The sequence below is a fragment of the Salinicoccus sp. RF5 genome (assembly GCF_020786625.1).
In the GTDB taxonomy this organism is placed as follows: domain Bacteria; phylum Bacillota; class Bacilli; order Staphylococcales; family Salinicoccaceae; genus Salinicoccus.
In genome coordinates this window covers 1-18,305 of sequence record NZ_JAJGRC010000001.1, presented here as the reverse complement: position 1 = coordinate 18,305, position 18,305 = coordinate 1, and the positions used below count along the sequence as shown (strand labels likewise).

The window sequence follows — 18,305 nt, the reverse complement described above, 5'->3', positions numbered from 1 at the left end:
AACAAAGTCAATTGCAAAGAGGCCGGAGACTTCCGTCCCCGGCTCAAATCCATTCTATTTTCTTCGTTTGAAGCGGTCCTTCACTTTGAGCAGCAGCTGATTCTCCTTCTGGACGAGTTGCTCCCTGCCGCTCCTCTCGGCGCGGCGCATCAGTTCGACCTGGGCGCTGTTCGGTTCATGCTCATTATCGACATATTCATAGGTGCCGTCCGGCTTCTGTACACGTGCTTTGATGTTGTCCATCAGATAGAGCCTGTTGATGGACTTTATCTCTTCAAGGATTGCCGTACTCTTGATCGGGAAGAGGATCTCCACCCGCTTGATCATGTTGCGGGTCATCATATCTGCGGAGGAGAGGAACATCTTCTCTTCACCGTTGTGATGGAAGTAGTAGATTCTGGAATGCTCCAGGAATCTGCCCACGATGCTGATGACCCGGATATTGTTGCTGACACCTTCAATGCCCGACTTCAAACAGCAGATGCCCCGGATCACAAGATCGACCTTCACGCCCTCCTGGGAAGCCTGCATCAGCTTGTTGATGATCTTCTTGTCGGTCAGCGAGTTCATCTTGGCGAATATATAGCCCTTGCCATGCATCCTGTGCAGTTCAATTTCCTTGTCGATATATTCCGCAAAAAGATCGCGTATATCGAAAGGCGCCACATACAATGACTCGTAGTCCGGCTTCAGCGAATAGCCGCTCAAGTAGTTGAAGAAGTTGATCGCATCATTACCGATATCCTCATCGGTCGTCACGAGACCCATGTCGGTGTAGAGTTTCGCGGTGGAATCATTGTAGTTTCCTGTACCCAGATGGACATACCTGACGAGCTTCTTGCCGACCCGTTTGACCACAAGCGTGATCTTGCTGTGCGTCTTCAGATAATGCATGCCGTATATGACGTGGCATCCTGCATCTTCAAGCTCCTTCGCCCACTGCACGTTGTTCTCCTCATCGAAACGCGCCTTCAGTTCAACGAGCACCGTCACCTGCTTGCCATTCTCTGCAGCCCGCTTCAGCGCCTCGATGATCGGGGAATCGCTTGACACCCGGTAGAGCGTCTGCTTGATCGCAAGAACATCGGGGTTCTCGGCCGCCTCACGCATAAATTCGACAATCGGCTGGAAGCTTTCGAAAGGATGATGGAAGAATATGTCCTCCTTCAGCGCCTTGTCATATATGTTCGCCCCGGAAAGGAATTTCGGCTCCTGGGGTGTGAACGGCGGGTATGTCAAATGCGGGAACCTGTCGCCGAGGGAGGCGGTCAACCCGAACAGGAAAGTCAGATCGAGTGGGCCGTGGAACTTGTAGACATCCTGTTCATACAACCCCAGCTCATTGCGCAGGAATGAACCATTGATGGTGTCATTTCTGCTTATATCGATTTCAAGTCGTACTGCTGCCCCCTTAGTCCGCTCCTTGAGGAACCTTTCGATTTCAATCAGCAGGTCCGCCGCTCCCTCTTCATGTATCGTCAAATCTGCATTCCTTGTAATCCTGAAAGGGAATGTCCGGTCGATCCTATACCCTCTGAACAGTTTGTTGATGTGCATTTCAATGATGTCTTCAGCCAGTACGATATAGGTCCTGCCTGCATCTTCAAGTTCATAATAGCGCCTGATGACCGTAGGCAGCTGGACGATGGCAGCCTGGTCGCCTAATTCGTTCGACAGATTTATGAATATGTTTATCTTTTTATTCATCAACTTCGGGAACGGACGATAGGCATCGATTCCAAGAGGGGTAAGAGACGGAAATATTTCTGTATCGAATATTTCCTCAAGTTCATCCTGAAGATGATCCGGGAGTTCATATGGCCGCTTCAGATAGATGTCATAAGCTTCCAGTTCCCCCATGAGACGATGGAAATAGTCGTACTGCACAGTACTGTTCTCGCGGTTCAGCGCACTGATGCCCTCAAGCTGCTCCCCCGGGGTCATCTGCGTCTTCGTATCAGGCTCATGATAGTTCATCTTCACCTGATCCTTCAGTCCAGCCACCCGAACCATGAAGAACTCATCGAGATTCGAGCTGGTTATCGCCAGGAACTTCAATCTCTCAAGAAGCGGGTTGTTGGGATCCGCCGCTTCTTCAATGACTCTGTAATTGAATCTGAGCCAGCTCAACTCTCGATTGTTATAATATTCCTTATCATTCAATCGATATGCCATCACTATTCTCCTACTCCCTCTAAATTAAAGATAAATGTTAAACTTCAACAAACCTGATATCGAGATCTTTATCCATAATTTTTTCTATGTGTTTCTTCTGCCTGATTGCCTGATACTCCTCGGCAATCGGATCTCCCTTATATTTGACTGTCATGATCATGTCATCCCCATCCTCCTCAAGATAGAGGTCCTGGACGATGCCCGTGTTGGAGACGTTCAATGCATTGGAGAACTTCAATATGCTTCCGAGCGTCAGCAGTACATCGAGGTCGCTGCTGTCGAACCACCCCGACTCCTCGGCATAGAACTTGAGCAGCGTCTTGTTCTTGAAGCTCGCCATCAGGGCAAGCCTGACCCTGTCCTCGTGTACGATGCCGTTGATGTTGCTGTTGGATATTATATAGTACGTATGCTGGCTCGTCGCATCACGGTCGATGAACGATCCCAGATAGAAGATATGCGCTGCATTCTTCATCAGATATTTCTCATGCTTGCCGGTCTTTATGAAATCGAAACGGGCGAGCTCATGATAGATGCGCTCTGCAATCTCCTGCCGCTTTTCACCTTCACTCTTCAGTATGTTGAAGTCACTGGCGAGTTCCATGAGCGAGTCCCGGAAAATGTGGTATTTGTTGAAGGCGGCCGGATAATCCTTCGAGATGATCGACATCGCCATACCTTCACGCAGCCCCTTGCGGCTGAACTTGAACTCTTCCGCCCTGACGAGGTCGTAGAGTGACTTGAAGACGATGGCACTCGGCAGGATAATGTCGCTCCTGTCCTTGCTGAGGCCGTCGATGTCGTCAAGGTCGTCGCCTTTGGTGCTTTCCAGCAGGTCGTATACATCTTGCAGGTCATTGCGGTCCATCGAATACCCATGGACGCCTGCGATAGGATAGTTGACGGAGGATTGGTGGATGCGCGCAATGTTACGCGCACTACCGCCGATCGCCAAGATCGGCACCCGTCTTTTGGCCAGCCATTTGACCGATTTCAGCTGCTCCTTGACATACTTCTCGGTCTCTTCGAGCGCATCTTCATCGTTATGATCCTTGCCCTCGAAGAACATGGATTTCAATGTGACGACCCCGAAGGGCAGGCTGACGGAATGGATGAGCTCCTTGTTCTCGAAGAAGTTGAGTTCGGTGCTCCCCCCGCCTATATCAATCGTCACTGCATCCATGTTGCTGATCGTATGGACGACGGCATGATAACCGTAATAGGCCTCTTCCTTACCGGTAATGACTTTGATTTCCATGCCGACCTCTTTTTTCGCCCGCTCCAGAATATCTTCGACGTTGACGGACTGCCTGATCGCTGCCGTCGCAACAGGATAGATTTCCGTCACATCATACTTCTCGCTGATCTTCTGGAAGCTGCCGAGGATGGAGAGGAGGTTGTCGATCCCCTCCTCGGCCATCACATTGTCTTCATCCAGATATCTGGCCAGCCTGGCAGGCGTCTTGATGTTCTGCAGCTCCTTCAGTCCGGTCTCTTCATTGTATTCGAAAAGTACAAGGCGTACAGTGTTGGAACCGATATCCACAAGTCCGATTCTTTTCATAAGTAAGCTCCTAATCTTTGGATTGGATCATATCTTCCGGATTGATCCATTCATCAAACTGCGCTTCAGTGAGGTGGCCGGATTCGACTGCCGACTCTTTGAGTGTAATTCCCTTTTCATGGGCATTCTTCGCAATCTTGGCTGCGTTTTCATAGCCGATATGCGGATTGAGTGCAGTCACCAGCATCAATGAATTGTTCAGGAAGCGTTCAATGTTCTCTTCTATTGGTTCTATTCCCACTGCACACTTATCATTAAACGTGTTCATGCCATCTGCCAGCAGATAGATTGACTGCAGTGTGTTGAAAAGGATGACCGGCTTGAAGACGTTCAGTTCGAAATTGCCCTGGGACGCTGCAAATCCGACTGCTGCATCGTTTCCGAACACTTGGGTCGCGACCATCGTGAGCATTTCGGACTGGGTCGGGTTGACTTTGCCCGGCATGATGGATGAACCCGGCTCATTTGCAGGGATTTCAATCTCTGCGATGCCTGCCCTCGGGCCGGAGGCCAGCCATCTGACATCATTGGCGATCTTCATCAGATCTGCCGCCAGTGCCTTGAGCGCCCCATGGAGATAGACCACTTCATCATGTGCAGTAAGCGCATGGAACTTGTTCTCGGATGAGACGAATTCATAGCCTGTCTGCTTCGAGATCTCCTTTGCCACGCGGTCGCCGAATTCCGGATGTGCGTTGATGCCTGTGCCGACTGCCGTACCGCCGATTGCGAGGTTTGTAAGCTGTCTCTTGGATTCGTTCACCAGTGTCTCACACTTCTCGAGCATGTATCTCCATCCACTGATTTCCTGACCGAGCGTCAACGGTGTCGCGTCCTGCAGGTGTGTCCGGCCGATTTTGATGATGTCCTTGAACTGCGCCTCTTTGTCCGCGAATGTCGAACGGAGTACACCGAGTGCAGGTACAAGCTGCTCCTCGACCGCCTGATACAGCGCAACATGCATTGCTGTCGGGTAGGTGTCGTTGGAACTCTGGGATTTGTTCACGTCATCATTCGGGTGGACCTTTTCGCCGCTCCCCTTTTCCTCGAGATATTCATTTGCCACATAGCTGACCACTTCGTTGACGTTCATGTTGCTCTGCGTCCCGCTCCCCGTCTGCCATACGACAAGCGGGAAGTGCTCGTCTAGTTCACGTGCGATGATCCTGTCGCAGGCATGGACGATCGCTTCCTTCTTGTCTGCTGAAAGCTTTCCGAGATCATGGTTCGATACGGCAGCCGCCTTCTTCAGATGGGCGAATGCTACGATGACCTCGATCGGCATCTTCTCCTTGCCCACTGGGAAGTTCTGTCTGCTCCTCTCCGTCTGTGCAGCCCAGTATTTGTCACCAGGAACTTTAATTTCACCGATCGTATCTTTCTCTATTCTATATGACAATTAAAAAACCTCCTGAAAAATTAGTATTCATAGAATATTTTATACTAATTTACAGAAGGATTCATCTGTTATTCATTATTTTCCCCGTCTTCCGGTTCCATACCATGCGATTCATCATCGGAAGAATCAATCGGATAGTCGGCGTTCTGGGAAAGCTGTTCCATTTCCTTCCCCAGCGCCTTCACATCTTCCATATCTTCAGTCATCTCATTTTCGTCCGGTTCAATGTCGTTCCTGTAGTCGATATCCTTGTCCTTTTTCATGTTCTCCCCCGTTCCTAGGCGAATTCGGAAGTGTAGTAGTCGACGATGTCCTGGTCGAGCCGGGACGCCGCTTCAGTATCCATGACCACCGTCACCATGCGGTGCTTCTTCACTTTCCCGAAGTCATCCTTGTCATTCTCGACCGCATCATAAAGATCCCTGATGGCATCCGCCTTGTCGTTGCCTGTAGCCACAAGGATGAGTTCCCTTGAGTCGAACAGCTGGTCGTTGCCGTCTGAATCGTTGTAGCCGAGATTCTTGTTCGCACCGATCGAGAGGACTGCAAGATTCAGCTGATCCTTGTCGTCCAGCACCTTCTTCATCGAATCCACAGTACCGTCACGCTTCAGCTGATTATCCGGGATATCCAGTTTTTCGAATATTTCCGTGTCCCCATCCTTGTTGATGGTCACGAGGTATATCTGTGAGAAATCAGCCGGATGCTGTTTGGATTCGCCGACAAATTTCTGGTAGGCCCAATCCAGTTCTTCATTCATTTCAAGACCCATCACGCTGGTTGGATTATTATGGACCTGCTTTCTGATGATATCAGCAAGATAGATGCTGACCAGTTCCTTGTCCTTGAAGATCTTAAAGTTCATTGCCATGTTGATTCCTCCTAGATTTCTCAATGTCTTTTATATTCTACCCTCATCGGAACTATTTCTAACAAAACTTTTCCCCCTTTTCAGCTTTTTTCTTTTCATCATATGGTTTATAATGTGTATATGTATGGAAATATAGGAGGCGCTAGTTTATGAAAGCATTTCTGATACTCATGGTAAGCATATCCTTCATCACCGCCATCCTCTCTTCAAGCCGTGACTCCGAATGGGGCTACAAGGATGACGGAGATGAAAAGCTCAGTCAATAGAAATAAAGCCATGCGGGATATCCCGCATGGCCTTATTTTTTTACTGGCCGAGGAAGCCTTGACCCTTCACCACCTGATCCACATCAAGGCGCTGCTTCTTGCTGAGCATGCCGATGACCTGGTCGCTCCAGGAATCATCCCGCTTGCCGCCTGAGCGCTCCTTATAGTACGCACTGATGCGTGCGTCATAACTGTCGATCGCATCCTTCACCTCTGCGACCGGTGTATAGGTATTCTCGTGGTAGACCGCTTCGAATGGCAGCCTTTCCTTCTGGCTGCCTTCCTGATCGGGTATGCCGACCACCATACCGAACAGGGGAACGACTCCTTTCGGCAGTTCCAGAATCTCTATGACGCGTGCCATGTCATTCCTCAGTGAGCCGATGTAGCACATGCCGAGTCCCATGCTTTCAGCTGCCACCGCGAGGTTCTGGGCAGCGAGTGTCGCATCGACAGTGCCCACGATGAGCTGCTCGGTCTTGTCATGATCGATCGGCGTCCCCTTCTCCTTGGAAAGTTCGACATGACGATTGTAGTCCATCAGGAAGACGAACAGGTGCCCGTTGTGCTCCACATACGGCTGGGTGCTGATCTCCCTGAGCGCCGCTTTCTTGTCGGGATCCGTGACGCCGAGGATGCTGTAGGCCTGTACATAGCTTGATGTACTCGCCGCCTGGGCAGCGGTGACGAGTTCCCGGATTGTATCTTCATCCAGACGCTCATCCTTGAACTTGCGGATGGAACGGTGGTTCTTCAATAGCTCGATCACTTGGTTCATTGTATTGCCTCCTAATTTAGTTGTGGAAAGTCCTGCTGTTTCAGCGCCTCGTATATCAATATGGCTGCTGTGTTGGAAAGATTGAGGGACCTGACCTTGTCATTCATCGGTATCCTGAGGGACGTATCACTGTACTTCTCCCTCATCCACTCCGGAAGGCCTGAAGTCTCCCTGCCGAAGATGAAGTAATGCTCGGTGTCCCGGCTGCTGAAGTCCATGTCTGCATAGGACTGCTCTGCAAACTTGGTGAGCAGGTAGTATGTGCCCTCCGTGGCTTCGAAGAAATCTTCCACTGAATCATGGTAGATGACATCGATATGCGGCCAGTAGTCGAGGCCTGCACGTTTCAACATCTTGTCATCGGTGGAGAAGCCGAGCGGCCGGATCAGATGGAGTGTCGTATCCGTGGCCGCACATGTGCGGCCGATATTCCCTGTATTCGATGGTATTTCCGGTTGATATAGAACAATATGGTTTGGCATTGCAACCTCCTAGGCGACTTCCTGGATGCCCTTCAGCATTTCATCCTTGACTGATTCGTCCGTTTCCATTTTATATCTTTCATTTATATAATCAAGTGCGCGGTCCCCGAGAATCCGGCCAATGGCCCAGTAGGCCGTCCCTTTTATGACCGGACGGGGATCGTTCTCCGCCACACGCTTCAGCGTGTCGACGGCCGACTCCTCCTTGAAGTGGGCAAGCGCGATGATGGCATTGCGTTGGATGGGTTTCTTCCCTCTCCAGACCCCGGCCAGATGACCATAGGTTTCCTTGAACTCCTTATTGGATATCTCAAGCAGTCCAGTCAGCTCGGGCTTCAATATTTCGGGTTCGAGCACGATGTCTGCATGATGGTCCGTATTGATGCCCTTGTTCCTCGGACAGACCTGCTGGCAGGTGTCGCAGCCGTACAGGCGGTTGCCGATCTTGCCTCGGTATTCATCCGGCAGGAACCCCTTCGTCTGGGTGAGGAAGGAAATGCACTTCTGCGAATCCAGCTGACCGTTCCCGACAAGTGCTCCCGTCGGGCACCGGTCGACGCATAGATTGCAGTCGCCGCAGGAATCGATCAGCTCTTCGTCGGGCGGGAATGGGTAGTCCGTGATCATTTCACCGAGATAGGAGTATGTCCCGAGCTCCGGGTTGATCACAAAGCCGTTTTTGCCGATGTAGCCGAGACCGCTGCGCCGCGCCACTTCCCGGTCACTGAGCACACCTGTATCCACCATGGACCGGCACTCGATGGAAGGGTCCAGCGTCTTTATATATTCTTCCAGGCTGGCAAGCCTTCTGTTCAGTAGCGTGTGGTAGTCGACACCCCATGAAGCCCGAGCGAACGTGCCGCGCCGTTCACCCTTTCTGCTCTTGGGAGCGTCCGGCAGCCGGTTCGGATAACCGACCGCAATGGAGATGATGCTCCTTGCCGAGCCAAGCGAGAGGCGGGGATCCGTCCGTTCATCCACCGACCCCTTCTCGAATCCGGAAGCATATCCCCTCCTGTGATAATCGATGAGCTTCTCCCTGAATTCCGCGAAAGGTTCCGCGTGGGTGAAGCCGATCTGATCTATCCCTATCGAATGCGCATAATCGACCACTTTCTTCTTGAATTCGGATCGTTCCATCTCTTCACCTGCTTTCAAAACTCCAGCCGTAGTCAAATTCAACTAGATATTATACTACCTGCCCCGCCTTTTGACAATCAGCCGTGGCTACCCCTCAGGTAATCCTTTCGCCATTCCTCCTCAGGCACCATGCTGCCGCCCGTGCTCCAGACGATATGTGTGGCGTTCCGGATTCCAGGGCGCTCCATATTCTGGTGAAGAATGGCAGGGCCCAGCAGGCCAGCTGCTGCAGACGGCTCGATCTTCATACCCTCGCGGTCGTACAGTTCAGCCAGGAGCGTATACATTTCATCATCCTGGACAGTGTAGAACGAATGGATACTCCCTGTGAGGAGCTTCCCTGCAAACTTTGAGGGCCTCCCGACTGCGAGCCCATCAGCGATGGTCCGGTTATCGAGACCGATATCCCGCACAGATACTTCATCATGCTTCCCCGTGATCATGCCGAGCATCATGCATGGTGATTGTACAGGTTCGGCGAACACCGGATGGACCGCATCACCGAATACGTGCTTCAGGCCGAAGCTAACGCCTCCTGGGGCGCTTCCGACCCCGCATGGGAGATAGACATAGAGTGGATGTTTTTCATCCACAGTGATGCCCTGTGCCTCAAGCTGCTTTTCAATACGCAGTGCAGCCACAGCATAACCGAGGAAGAGCGGTTCCGAATCTTCATCGTCGACAAAATAGCCTTTGTCATCACGCAAGGCTTCTTCCCGGCCCTCTTCCACCGCTCTGCTGTAGTCGTCCTCATGCTCGACCACTTTTACGCCATTGTGGCGCAGCATGTCCTTCTTCCACTGCTTCGCATCACTCGACATGTGGATGACGACCTTGAATCCAAGGGCCGCACCGATGATGCCGATGGAGAGGCCGAGATTCCCGGTCGATCCGCAGACGATGGTGTATTCCGAAAAGAACTTCCTGAACTTCTCCGAATCAAATTGTGCATAGTCTTGAGTCTGGTCGATGATCCCGTGCTCCAGGGCAAGGTCTTCGGCATGCTTCAGCACTTCATAGATGCCGCCGCGCGCCTTTACGGAGCCCGACACCGTGAGACTGTCATCCGCCTTGATGTAGAGCGGTCCATCTATGGATGTCCCATACCTTTCGCCAAGAAAATCCTTCATCCCTTCTGCCTGTACCAATGGCGACTCGATGATGCCGCCCTGCGCTTTCGTCTCCGGAAAGGCAGATTCCATGAAAGGCGCAAAACGGCTCAATCGCCTGTCTGCCTCCATGATGTCTTCGTGCTTCAGAAAGGCGTCTGGAGCATCCGTTTGGAATGCCGTATAGTATTCATTCTTCCAGAACACCGACTCGCCGGCAGCCATCTGACCGATGATCGGATGCTGATCAATCAACCGGTTCTTCATGATCATCCTCCTGTCCACTGTTGAACATGGCATTTCTGATGCGCTTCGGCATCATCACGACGGATGCATCAAGGTCGAGCGGCTGGAAAGTCTTATCGATGCACTCGTCAAAGAAATCGACCAGCTGCTGGTTGATCTTGAGATCCTCATCATCCTCCATATCACTCTCCTGCACACTGTACCAGTAGAGGTATTCATGGTTGCCTTCCTGTTCCCTGAATATCGTCTCTACGTACATCTTCTCGCCCTCGAGTGTAAGTAGCGCATCCTCCATGTTCTCCTCTATATACTTCATCCATTCATCTACTTTATGGCTTTTATTTGCCTTCACCTTGAATTTGGTCAGTTCTACTCTCACATGTCTTCCCCCTGTCATTGCTTTGATCGGCAGGTCACCGCCTGCCTTCCCATTCTTCATAAAACTGCTCCAGATACACTTCCATGAACTGATGGCGCGCTTCCGCCACATTTTTGGCAGCATCCGTATGCATCAGATCCTTCAGCCTGAGCAGCTTTTCATAGAAATGGTTGATCATGGTATTGTCTTCCTTGCTGTATAGTTCGAAAGTCAGTTCCTCGCGTGCAGTCCGGTCCGGGTCATAGAGCGCGTGCCGCTTATTCCCCCCATATATGAAAGTGCGTGCAATACCGACTGCACCGAGTGCATCAAGACGGTCGGCGTCCTGCACGATCGCATCCTCCACGGTAGCGACTTCGACGGTATTGTTCCCGCCCTTGTAGGAAACCGCCTGCATGGCGTGGATGATGCGTTCGATCACATCTGCCCCGACTCCGCGCGCTTCGAGGAATGTCTTTATCACTTCAATCTGTGCATATTCATCATCAGTCAGCTTATAGTCGATCATGTCATGGAAAAGGGCTGCGACCTCTATGATGAATCGGTCTCCCCCCTCTTCTGCCTGGAGCATGCGTGCGTTATTATATACACGCATGACGTGCCAATAGTCATGTCCCGTACTGTCCGAATCGTGGAATTCATATACCCGTGCCTTTGCGTCTTCGATGATGCTGTGGTGATCCATAATCCATACTCCTTTTAAATTTCATGCTGGAACCTGCACTGGTTCATTCACCGGCTATTATATCATGATTGCGGTGTCCGGTTGTTCCATAAAAAAACGGGATCCATGCCAAAAGCATCGTCTCCCGTTTTGATATGCATCAGCCATATTACGATAATGGGAAGCATGGTTCATCTTCTTTATATATTCCAATAAATTATAGCAATGCCTCTATTTTTAATAAACTACACTATAGACCTCCGCACTATGAAAAACCGGTCTGGAGCCAATAGTTGGCTTCAGACCGGTCTGCAAGAAATATCTTCATCTTCTATGCCTATTCACTTTTTTCGGAGAACTGGAGCTCCAGCTGTGCCTTTACATCCTTGCTCACCAGTACACCGCCTGTTTCCAGCTGCTGGTTCCATGTCAGTCCGAATGCTTCACGGTTGATCGTGAACTCGGTTTCGAAGCCGTGGACTTCCTGTCCCCAGGGGTTTGTCCCCTTGCCATTGTACTGGAGGTCGATTGTCATTTCCTTCGTGATGCCGTTCATCGTCGTCTCACCTGTCACCGATACAGTATCCCCGGACTTATTGACATTACTCGATTTGAACGTGATTTTCGGATTCTTTTCCACATTGAAGAAATCCTCTGATTTCAAATGTGCGTCCCGGTCTTCATTTTTGGTGCTTATGCTGTTTACATCTATTTCTGCATGGACTTCAGCGTCCTCGAAAGTTTCGAGACTATTCGTTTTTACTTCAAAATGAAAATCTTCGAAGTGCCCCTTCACCTTTGATACCATCATGTGCTTTACCTGGAATCCCACTTCAGAGTGGGCTGGATCTGTTACGAACGTTGTCATCGTCAAAAACCTCCAATAATTATTATCTCTAATTCAAGATAATTATATTTTACATCACTTACTTACTTTAAGCAAGTTAATTATTAAATATATATAAATGATGAGGATTTGTTTCGTTTCATCTTCTATGGGAAATAATGAAGTAATTGCAAATATGGTCAGAGGAGGAACTTCAATGGCAATAGTTGCGGCAACGACGGAAGGGTCCATAACCATACACCGGAACATATCAATAGGGAGATACAGGATGACATTCAGCGCAGCATCGATCATTATCGGGCAAAAGACGAAAAGGATATCAGAGAACGTATTGATGCATTGGAGAGGGAGTGGAACACTGAACGGGTCCTGGAGGCGAACGCCAGCACCCTGGTCATCATCGGCAGCATATTGGGTGCCTCCGTCAGCAGAAAGTGGAATCTGCTTCCCGGAATCGTCGGTTCGTTCCTGCTCCAGCATGCAATCCAGGGGTGGTGCCCGTCCCTATCAGTAATACGCCGTCTCGGCATCAGGACGCCGGGGGAAATAAACCAGGAGAAAAATGCGCTTGAAGACCTCCTCGAATGACATCAAGAGTACACTTGACAGAAAATTCTTTATACTTTAAAGTATTATTTAATATAATAATCGAACTCTTATCGAGAGAGGCGGAGGGACTGGCCCAACGAAACCTCAGCAGCGGACCCCAGGTACCGTGCTAATTCCAGGAGCACTGCTCGAAGATGAGATGAATGGATGATGATCATCCCCAATTTATCCACTTCGGACAATTGGGGATTTTATTATATTAATATTATTGGAAAGAGGGATCAGCATGACGAAAACGGCAGTCGAAGCACCATTCAGGGCGGATCACGTGGGGAGCCTGCTGCGGCCCGACAGCATACATAGGGCGCGCAAGGACCATCAGGAGGATAGAATCTCCTATGAACAGCTGAGGGAGATCGAGACCGAAGAGATCAGGAAAGTGGTCGACAAGCAGATTGAAGTGGGCCTCAAGGCGGTCACCGACGGCGAATTCAGAAGGCGCTTCTGGCATACCGATTTCCTTGAACACCTGGATGGCGTGGAAGGCTACGTCCCAGATACCGGGTTCCAGTTCGACGGCATCGAGACCGAGCGGTATGATGTACGCGTTACAGGGAAAATCGCATTCAATAAAGAGCACCCGCATATAAAGGACTTCATCGAATTCAAGGAGATCGTCGGCGACCGGGCGGTGCCTAAACAGACGATTCCAAGCCCGAACCAGATGTTCAATGCCGGCATCCGGAACCAGGATATATATCCCGATGTCGAAACATATGCCAAGGATGTCATCAAGGCCTATCAGGATACGGTACAGGCGTTCTATGATGCAGGGTGCCGCTACCTCCAGTTCGATGATGTATACATTGCGGGGCTCAATGCGCCGGAGATTCCATTCAATGACAGCGGCTATGACAGGGAATCCCTGATTCATCTGGCACTGAGGGTGCTCAACGGCGTACTCGAACAGAAACCTGAGGACATGGTCATCACCACACATCTCTGCCGCGGGAACTACAGGTCGAAATGGGCATTCGAGGGCAGCTACGCCAAAATCGCCCCCGTGCTCTTTGCCAAGGAGAAGGTTGACGGATTCTTCCTCGAATATGACGATGACCGTTCCGGAGACTTCGAACCGCTCTCCTACATTCCTAAAGAAGGTCCGCGGGTTGTCCTTGGACTGTTCACCTCAAAGCATGGTGAGCTCGAGGATGAAGATGTGATCAGGGAACGGGTTGCGGAAGCATCGAAATATGTTTCCAAAGATCAGCTCTGTCTGAGTCCCCAATGCGGCTTCGCCTCTACACACCACGGCAATGAACTTACTGAAGAAGCCCAGTGGAAGAAACTTGAATATATCGTATCGCTTGCAGAGAAACTTCTGTAAGAATAGAAATAAGGCCCCGTTGAGGCCTTATTTTTATGGATGCTGTAATGTCCGGTTGAAGAATTCGAGTATCTTACTGTTCATGTCATCGATGTTCTCCTGATGCATGTAGGTATGCCCTTCATTTTCATATGCCGTGAACCCGACATACTGTCCGTTCTCCTTCATCGCCTCCACCATCTGGACCGATTCGCTGTATGGGACACGGGCGTCATGGTGGCTGTGGAAGACCATCAGCGGCACCGATATATCCTTACTTCTCGAGAGGGGCGAGATGTCGTCCAGAAACGCACCTGATTCTTCTATCGAGCCGTATTCTGCAGCACGCAGCGCCCTTCTCCACGGCGGTGTATGTTCGAGGAAGGTCCTGAGGTGCGAGATGCCGACGATATCTACTGCAGAGGCCCAAAATTCGGGATGATGGGTAACCAGAAGAAGCGTCATCAGCCCGCCATAGCTCCTGCCCATCACCGAGATGCGGGAGTCTTCAGCCCTTCCATCCTCCACCAGATGACGCCTCAGTTCGATAACATCCTTCATCGCATCCAGGCGCTTCTCCTTGTCATCAGCTTCAAGATAGCTGCGTCCATAGCCTTTGCTGCCCCTGATATTCGGCACAACGACCTGGTAACCTGCCCTGTTCAGCTGGTAATAGAGCGCATTGAATTCCGGCCTGGCCTGCGATTCCGGACCTCCATGTATATGGATGACAGTCTTCTTCCCTTCCTGGTCCGTCTCATATATGAAATATGGCACTTCCAGATCGTCGAATGAATGATAGGATGATAAGCGCCACGAAACTTCCGACACCTGATCAGTGTTTCCGAGCACAGTTTCCATCTCACCGGTTTCAAGTGAATGCCGGCATATTCGATGCGGCTGGTCGACCGAGGAATGGATCAGGAACAGCTCCCGCCCTTCTCCGTAGGCCAAAGAATGCACGACGCCATCGCCTATGACCCCCAGTTTCTCGGTCGACGATGTTTCAAGATCCATCCGATAGAGTACGGATTGTCCATTCTCATTGCACGAAAGAATCGCTTCCGTCTTGTCTACGGATACTTTGAAATGTTCAACGTCCCATTCGAATGCAGTGAGCCGCCGATGACTGTCCTCTTCCACGTTGATTTCATGGACGTTCATATATCCATCATGCATGTCGCTGAGGCACAGGCACCTGTCTTCATGGAACTTGAAGGCGGAGAATCGGGCTTCGGGTAACGGCACATCCTCCATTTCATCCTTATCCATATCATAGATCATCAGCGCTTCATCAATGTTATTCACATCTTTCGACAGCAGCAGTCTGTCCGCAGGGAGTTCGGAAATGAAATGGACTGGTCCCCCAAAAGTTCGAAGCACTCTGACAGATCCTTTGGCATGGACAAGGCAAAGGTCAAAATTGGAGGATTCATGGTGGTTGCGGACCATGGTATATATGTTCTGATCATCATCATATTCCCCATAATGGTGGAAGTAGTCGGGATCTTCAATCAGCGTCCCGATCCCCTCCCCGTCCATCATGTGGAACTGGTTCCGCTCGTTTCCATGGTAGTCCACTGCGATTGTAATCTGTCCGTCTTCAAGCCAATAGTTCTTGACGTTCTGTTCGAGCCTGGTGAGCTGCATTTTCCTGCCTGTTGACGGATTGAACTTCCACAGCTGGTGCATGCCGCTTTCACTGCTTATGAAATATAATACCTTCTCTTCCCTACTGTATTTCAGATTCATATATTTGGTGAATGTCCCCATCATGTTTCCCCTTTATCTATGACTTTCATCCCATTCTACTATATTAAATGACTTTTCTGTCAACTTTGGGTGTTAATGGGGACAAATACGAATGAAGGGAGCTTCCAATTATGAAAGTCAAGACACTGAGTGCGATGACGGAAAAAGGTCTCGAAAAGAAAGTGAATGGATTCCTCGATGAAAATCAAGAACTGGAGATCCTCGACATCAAATTCTCCTATGGCAGTTCATACGCTGTCCTGGTAATCTACAGGGACTAAAAGAAGCCCTGCACTTCAATTTCCTGAAGTGCAGAGCTTCTCTATTTTGATAATAACGGTAAAGGAAATATTATCTCCTCTGGAGTATTTCTTTTACCAGAACTGCAACGTTCTTCGTCTTGTCGTTGTTACTCGTACTATCTCCTCCTTGTATTGTTAAGACGCAAAAAAGCAGCCAGATGAAATGATTCATTCTGACTGCCTTCGGGCAATTATTAAACATATCATTTATATTGTTTTGGAAACAAGTTATACCACCGGTCGGGATCGAACCGACACTCCCGCAATGGGAACTGGATTTTGAGTCCAGCGCGTCTGCCAATTCCGCCACGGTGGCCCAGTATTAATAGAATTATAAAGCGGAAGATAGGATTTGAACCTATGTCTTGCTTCAGGTAGAAGCATGTTCTGAACACTGAACTACTTCCGCATGGGAATAAGAAATTGGAGGCGCCAACCGGATTTGAACCGGTGATAGAGGATTTGCAGTCCTCGGCCTTACCCCTTGGCTATGGCGCCTCAAAGCTGGGCTAGCAGGATTCGAACCTGCGCATGACGGTACCAAAAACCGTTGCCTTACCGCTTGGCGATAGCCCAATAAAAATGGGGCGGATGATGGGAATCGAACCCACGAATGCCGGAGCCACAATCCGGTGCGTTAACCACTTCGCCACAACCGCCATATGGCAGGGGTAGTAGGAATCGAACCCACACCAAAGGTTTTGGAGACCTCTATTCTACCATTGAACTATACCCCTATATATGGAGGGGGGCAGATTCGAACTGCCGAACCCGAAGGAGCGGATTTACAGTCCGCCGCGTTTAGCCACTTCGCTACCCCTCCGTCATGCGTATCAAAAAATGGTGCCGGCCAGAGGAATCGAACCCCCAACCTACTGATTACAAGTCAGTTGCTCTGCCAATTGAGCTAGACCGGCAACACAAATGGTGGTTCAGGACGGAATCGAACCGCCGACACTGTGAGCTTCAATCACATGCTCTACCGACTGAGCTACTGAACCACTTGAATTTTAAATGGCGGTCCCGACGGGAATCGAACCCGCGATCTCCTGCGTGACAGGCAGGCATGTTAACCGCTACACCACGGGACCACATAAAAAATAAATTGCGGGAGGTGGATTTGAACCACCGACCTCCGGGTTATGAGCCCGACGAGCTACCAGACTGCTCTATCCCGCGATAATAATAATGGCGGAGGAAGAGGGATTCGAACCCCCGCGGGCCGTTAAGCCCCTGTCGGTTTTCAAGACCGATCCCTTCAGCCAGACTTGGGTATTCCTCCGTATGATATGAAAATAAAACGATGGTGGACCTTGCAGGACTCGAACCTGCGACCCAACGGTTATGAGCCGTTTGCTCTGACCAACTGAGCTAAAGGTCCAATATGGCGGCGGAGGGGATCGAACCCCCGACCTCACGGGTATGAACCGTACGCTCTAGCCAGCTGAGCTACACCGCCATGAAAAATATAGGTTTAAGTAAAATGGTGGAGACTAGCGGGATCGAACCGCTGACCTCCTGCGTGCAAAGCAGGCGCTCTCCCAGCTGAGCTAAGCCCCCATTTTTTCTTAAGAGTCGGGAAGACAGGATTCGAACCTGCGACCCCTTGGTCCCAAACCAAGTGCTCTACCAAGCTGAGCTACTTCCCGTAAGTAATAAAGCGCGCCCGAGAGGAGTCGAACCCCTAACCTCTTGATCCGTAGTCAAACGCTCTATCCAATTGAGCTACGGGCGCATTATGGTATATGTTCCTATACTGGTGCCGAGGACCGGAATCGAACCGGTACGGTAATTACTTACCGCAGGATTTTAAGTCCTGTGCGTCTGCCAGTTCCGCCACCCCGGCGAAATAATGGAGCGGAAGACGGGATTCGAACCCGCGACCCCCACCTTGGCAAGGTGGTGTTCTACCACTGAACTACTTCCGCAGATAATGCGGGTGAAGGGAGTCGAACCCCCACGCCCGAAGGCGCTAGATCCTAAATCTAGTGCGTCTGCCAGTTCCGCCACACCCGCGTATGTGAGCCATAGAGGATTCGAACCTCTGACCCTCTGATTAAAAGTCAGATGCTCTACCAACTGAGCTAATGGCTCATCATATTGATTAAATGGTGCCGGCCAGAGGAATCGAACCCCCAACCTACTGATTACAAGTCAGTTGCTCTGCCAATTGAGCTAGACCGGCATTTAAATGGTGGAGAATGACGGGTTCGAACCGCCGACCCTCTGCTTGTAAGGCAGATGCTCTCCCAGCTGAGCTAATTCTCCATTTGATATTAAATTGTATACTGCCCGGCGGCGTCCTACTCTCACGGGACGTCAGTCCAACTACCATCGGCGCTGGAGAGCTTAACTGCTGTGTTCGGCATGGGAACAGGTGGGGCCTCTCCGCCATTGCCACCGGACAATATTCAGG

At 50.4% G+C, this 18,305-nt stretch carries 16 protein-coding genes, 23 tRNA genes, 1 rRNA gene and 1 riboswitch; of the genes, 3 read left to right on the top strand and 37 right to left on the bottom strand.

What is annotated here, in order from left to right:
• Window positions 1–54: 54 nt before the first annotated feature.
• The 12 genes from LLU09_RS00200 to LLU09_RS00145 all read right to left on the bottom strand — a co-directional run bounded on the left by LLU09_RS00200 (window position 55) and on the right by LLU09_RS00145 (window position 11,941).
• Window positions 55–2,175: an RNA degradosome polyphosphate kinase gene (locus LLU09_RS00200; RefSeq protein ID WP_228309974.1), complete on the bottom strand. Its 2,121-nt coding sequence runs from the start codon at window positions 2,173–2,175 to the stop codon at window positions 55–57.
• Window positions 2,176–2,212: 37 nt separating this feature from the next.
• Window positions 2,213–3,739, bottom strand: coding sequence for an exopolyphosphatase (gene ppx, locus LLU09_RS00195; protein WP_228309973.1), 1,527 nt, complete (start codon window positions 3,737–3,739; stop codon window positions 2,213–2,215).
• A gap of 10 nt (window positions 3,740–3,749) precedes the next feature.
• On the bottom strand, window positions 3,750–5,138 hold the full coding sequence (gene fumC, locus LLU09_RS00190) for a class II fumarate hydratase (RefSeq protein ID WP_175287309.1): 1,389 nt from the start codon (window positions 5,136–5,138) through the stop codon (window positions 3,750–3,752).
• Window positions 5,139–5,206: 68 nt separating this feature from the next.
• Window positions 5,207–5,401: an SAS053 family DNA gyrase inhibitor gene (locus tag LLU09_RS00185; RefSeq protein WP_094905300.1), complete on the bottom strand. Its 195-nt coding sequence runs from the start codon at window positions 5,399–5,401 to the stop codon at window positions 5,207–5,209.
• A gap of 14 nt (window positions 5,402–5,415) precedes the next feature.
• The gene (locus LLU09_RS00180) at window positions 5,416–6,009 is read right to left on the bottom strand and encodes a 6-phosphogluconolactonase (RefSeq protein WP_222999110.1); all 594 of its coding nucleotides are present in this window, start codon (window positions 6,007–6,009) and stop codon (window positions 5,416–5,418) included.
• Window positions 6,010–6,315: 306 nt separating this feature from the next.
• Window positions 6,316–7,053 (bottom strand): oxygen-insensitive NADPH nitroreductase, encoded by a 738-nt coding sequence (nfsA, locus tag LLU09_RS00175; RefSeq protein WP_228309972.1) that lies wholly within the window; start codon window positions 7,051–7,053, stop codon window positions 6,316–6,318.
• Window positions 7,054–7,064: 11 nt separating this feature from the next.
• Window positions 7,065–7,535 carry a tRNA (uridine(34)/cytosine(34)/5-carboxymethylaminomethyluridine(34)-2'-O)-methyltransferase TrmL gene (gene trmL / locus LLU09_RS00170; RefSeq protein WP_228309971.1) on the bottom strand — a complete coding sequence of 157 codons (471 nt, stop codon included), beginning with the start codon at window positions 7,533–7,535 and terminating at the stop codon, window positions 7,065–7,067.
• Between the two features lie 9 nt (window positions 7,536–7,544).
• Entirely contained in the window at window positions 7,545–8,675 is a 1,131-nt protein-coding gene (queG, locus tag LLU09_RS00165) for a tRNA epoxyqueuosine(34) reductase QueG (protein ID WP_228309970.1), read from the bottom strand.
• 77 nt (window positions 8,676–8,752) lie between these two features.
• Window positions 8,753–10,057: a D-serine ammonia-lyase gene (locus LLU09_RS00160; protein ID WP_370632466.1), complete on the bottom strand. Its 1,305-nt coding sequence runs from the start codon at window positions 10,055–10,057 to the stop codon at window positions 8,753–8,755.
• Window positions 10,032–10,469: a DUF6176 family protein gene (locus tag LLU09_RS00155; RefSeq protein WP_255620610.1), complete on the bottom strand. Its 438-nt coding sequence runs from the start codon at window positions 10,467–10,469 to the stop codon at window positions 10,032–10,034. The genes LLU09_RS00160 and LLU09_RS00155 overlap by 26 nt, the downstream gene beginning before the upstream one ends.
• The gene (locus LLU09_RS00150; RefSeq protein WP_228309968.1) at window positions 10,444–11,094 is read right to left on the bottom strand and encodes an HD domain-containing protein; all 651 of its coding nucleotides are present in this window, start codon (window positions 11,092–11,094) and stop codon (window positions 10,444–10,446) included. Before LLU09_RS00150 ends, LLU09_RS00155 begins: the two co-directional genes overlap by 26 nt.
• Before the next feature lie 316 nt (window positions 11,095–11,410).
• Window positions 11,411–11,941 (bottom strand): YceI family protein, encoded by a 531-nt coding sequence (locus LLU09_RS00145; RefSeq protein WP_228309967.1) that lies wholly within the window; start codon window positions 11,939–11,941, stop codon window positions 11,411–11,413.
• A gap of 318 nt (window positions 11,942–12,259) precedes the next feature.
• On the opposite strand from LLU09_RS00145, the gene LLU09_RS00140 reads away from it, so the two are divergent.
• Window positions 12,260–12,508 (top strand): YgaP family membrane protein, encoded by a 249-nt coding sequence (locus LLU09_RS00140; RefSeq protein WP_228309966.1) that lies wholly within the window; start codon window positions 12,260–12,262, stop codon window positions 12,506–12,508.
• Between the two features lie 65 nt (window positions 12,509–12,573).
• Window positions 12,574–12,670: riboswitch (SAM riboswitch) on the top strand.
• A gap of 85 nt (window positions 12,671–12,755) precedes the next feature.
• Window positions 12,756–13,856, top strand: a complete 1,101-nt coding sequence (locus tag LLU09_RS00135) for a 5-methyltetrahydropteroyltriglutamate--homocysteine S-methyltransferase (RefSeq protein WP_228309965.1) — start codon at window positions 12,756–12,758, stop codon at window positions 13,854–13,856.
• Window positions 13,857–13,889: 33 nt separating this feature from the next.
• On the opposite strand, the gene LLU09_RS00130 is transcribed toward LLU09_RS00135, so the two are convergent.
• Window positions 13,890–15,587, bottom strand: coding sequence for an alpha/beta hydrolase family protein (locus LLU09_RS00130; protein ID WP_228309964.1), 1,698 nt, complete (start codon window positions 15,585–15,587; stop codon window positions 13,890–13,892).
• A 131-nt stretch (window positions 15,588–15,718) separates the two neighbouring features.
• Between LLU09_RS00130 and LLU09_RS00125 the strand changes: the two genes are divergently transcribed.
• The gene (locus LLU09_RS00125; RefSeq protein WP_228309963.1) at window positions 15,719–15,868 is read left to right on the top strand and encodes a sporulation protein Cse60; all 150 of its coding nucleotides are present in this window, start codon (window positions 15,719–15,721) and stop codon (window positions 15,866–15,868) included.
• 252 nt (window positions 15,869–16,120) lie between these two features.
• Here the strand turns inward: LLU09_RS00125 and LLU09_RS00120 are convergent.
• The 24 genes from LLU09_RS00120 to rrf form a co-directional block, all read right to left on the bottom strand.
• Window positions 16,121–16,205, bottom strand: a tRNA-Leu gene (locus LLU09_RS00120).
• A 21-nt stretch (window positions 16,206–16,226) separates the two neighbouring features.
• Window positions 16,227–16,298: transfer RNA gene (locus tag LLU09_RS00115), tRNA-OTHER, on the bottom strand.
• 15 nt (window positions 16,299–16,313) lie between these two features.
• Window positions 16,314–16,387 (bottom strand) — tRNA-Cys (locus tag LLU09_RS00110).
• Between the two features lie 6 nt (window positions 16,388–16,393).
• Window positions 16,394–16,465, bottom strand: a tRNA-Gln gene (locus tag LLU09_RS00105).
• 7 nt (window positions 16,466–16,472) lie between these two features.
• Window positions 16,473–16,548: transfer RNA gene (locus LLU09_RS00100), tRNA-His, on the bottom strand.
• 4 nt (window positions 16,549–16,552) lie between these two features.
• Window positions 16,553–16,626, bottom strand: a tRNA-Trp gene (locus tag LLU09_RS00095).
• Window positions 16,627–16,631: 5 nt separating this feature from the next.
• Window positions 16,632–16,712 (bottom strand) — tRNA-Tyr (locus tag LLU09_RS00090).
• A gap of 18 nt (window positions 16,713–16,730) precedes the next feature.
• Window positions 16,731–16,806 (bottom strand) — tRNA-Thr (locus tag LLU09_RS00085).
• An 8-nt stretch (window positions 16,807–16,814) separates the two neighbouring features.
• Window positions 16,815–16,890: transfer RNA gene (locus LLU09_RS00080), tRNA-Phe, on the bottom strand.
• Window positions 16,891–16,904: 14 nt separating this feature from the next.
• Window positions 16,905–16,980: transfer RNA gene (locus LLU09_RS00075), tRNA-Asp, on the bottom strand.
• Between the two features lie 14 nt (window positions 16,981–16,994).
• Window positions 16,995–17,068: transfer RNA gene (locus LLU09_RS00070), tRNA-Met, on the bottom strand.
• A 10-nt stretch (window positions 17,069–17,078) separates the two neighbouring features.
• A tRNA-Ser gene (locus LLU09_RS00065) sits at window positions 17,079–17,171 on the bottom strand.
• A gap of 22 nt (window positions 17,172–17,193) precedes the next feature.
• Window positions 17,194–17,270, bottom strand: a tRNA-Ile gene (locus LLU09_RS00060).
• Window positions 17,271–17,274: 4 nt separating this feature from the next.
• Window positions 17,275–17,348: transfer RNA gene (locus tag LLU09_RS00055), tRNA-Met, on the bottom strand.
• Between the two features lie 25 nt (window positions 17,349–17,373).
• A tRNA-Ala gene (locus tag LLU09_RS00050) sits at window positions 17,374–17,449 on the bottom strand.
• A 15-nt stretch (window positions 17,450–17,464) separates the two neighbouring features.
• Window positions 17,465–17,538: transfer RNA gene (locus LLU09_RS00045), tRNA-Pro, on the bottom strand.
• A 12-nt stretch (window positions 17,539–17,550) separates the two neighbouring features.
• Window positions 17,551–17,624 (bottom strand) — tRNA-Arg (locus tag LLU09_RS00040).
• Window positions 17,625–17,646: 22 nt separating this feature from the next.
• Window positions 17,647–17,735: transfer RNA gene (locus LLU09_RS00035), tRNA-Leu, on the bottom strand.
• Between the two features lie 7 nt (window positions 17,736–17,742).
• A tRNA-Gly gene (locus LLU09_RS00030) sits at window positions 17,743–17,817 on the bottom strand.
• A 6-nt stretch (window positions 17,818–17,823) separates the two neighbouring features.
• Window positions 17,824–17,905 (bottom strand) — tRNA-Leu (locus LLU09_RS00025).
• Window positions 17,906–17,910: 5 nt separating this feature from the next.
• Window positions 17,911–17,983 (bottom strand) — tRNA-Lys (locus tag LLU09_RS00020).
• A gap of 15 nt (window positions 17,984–17,998) precedes the next feature.
• Window positions 17,999–18,074: transfer RNA gene (locus LLU09_RS00015), tRNA-Thr, on the bottom strand.
• A 7-nt stretch (window positions 18,075–18,081) separates the two neighbouring features.
• A tRNA-Val gene (locus tag LLU09_RS00010) sits at window positions 18,082–18,157 on the bottom strand.
• Between the two features lie 22 nt (window positions 18,158–18,179).
• Window positions 18,180–18,294, bottom strand: a 5S ribosomal RNA gene (gene rrf, locus LLU09_RS00005).
• Window positions 18,295–18,305: the final 11 nt, after the last annotated feature.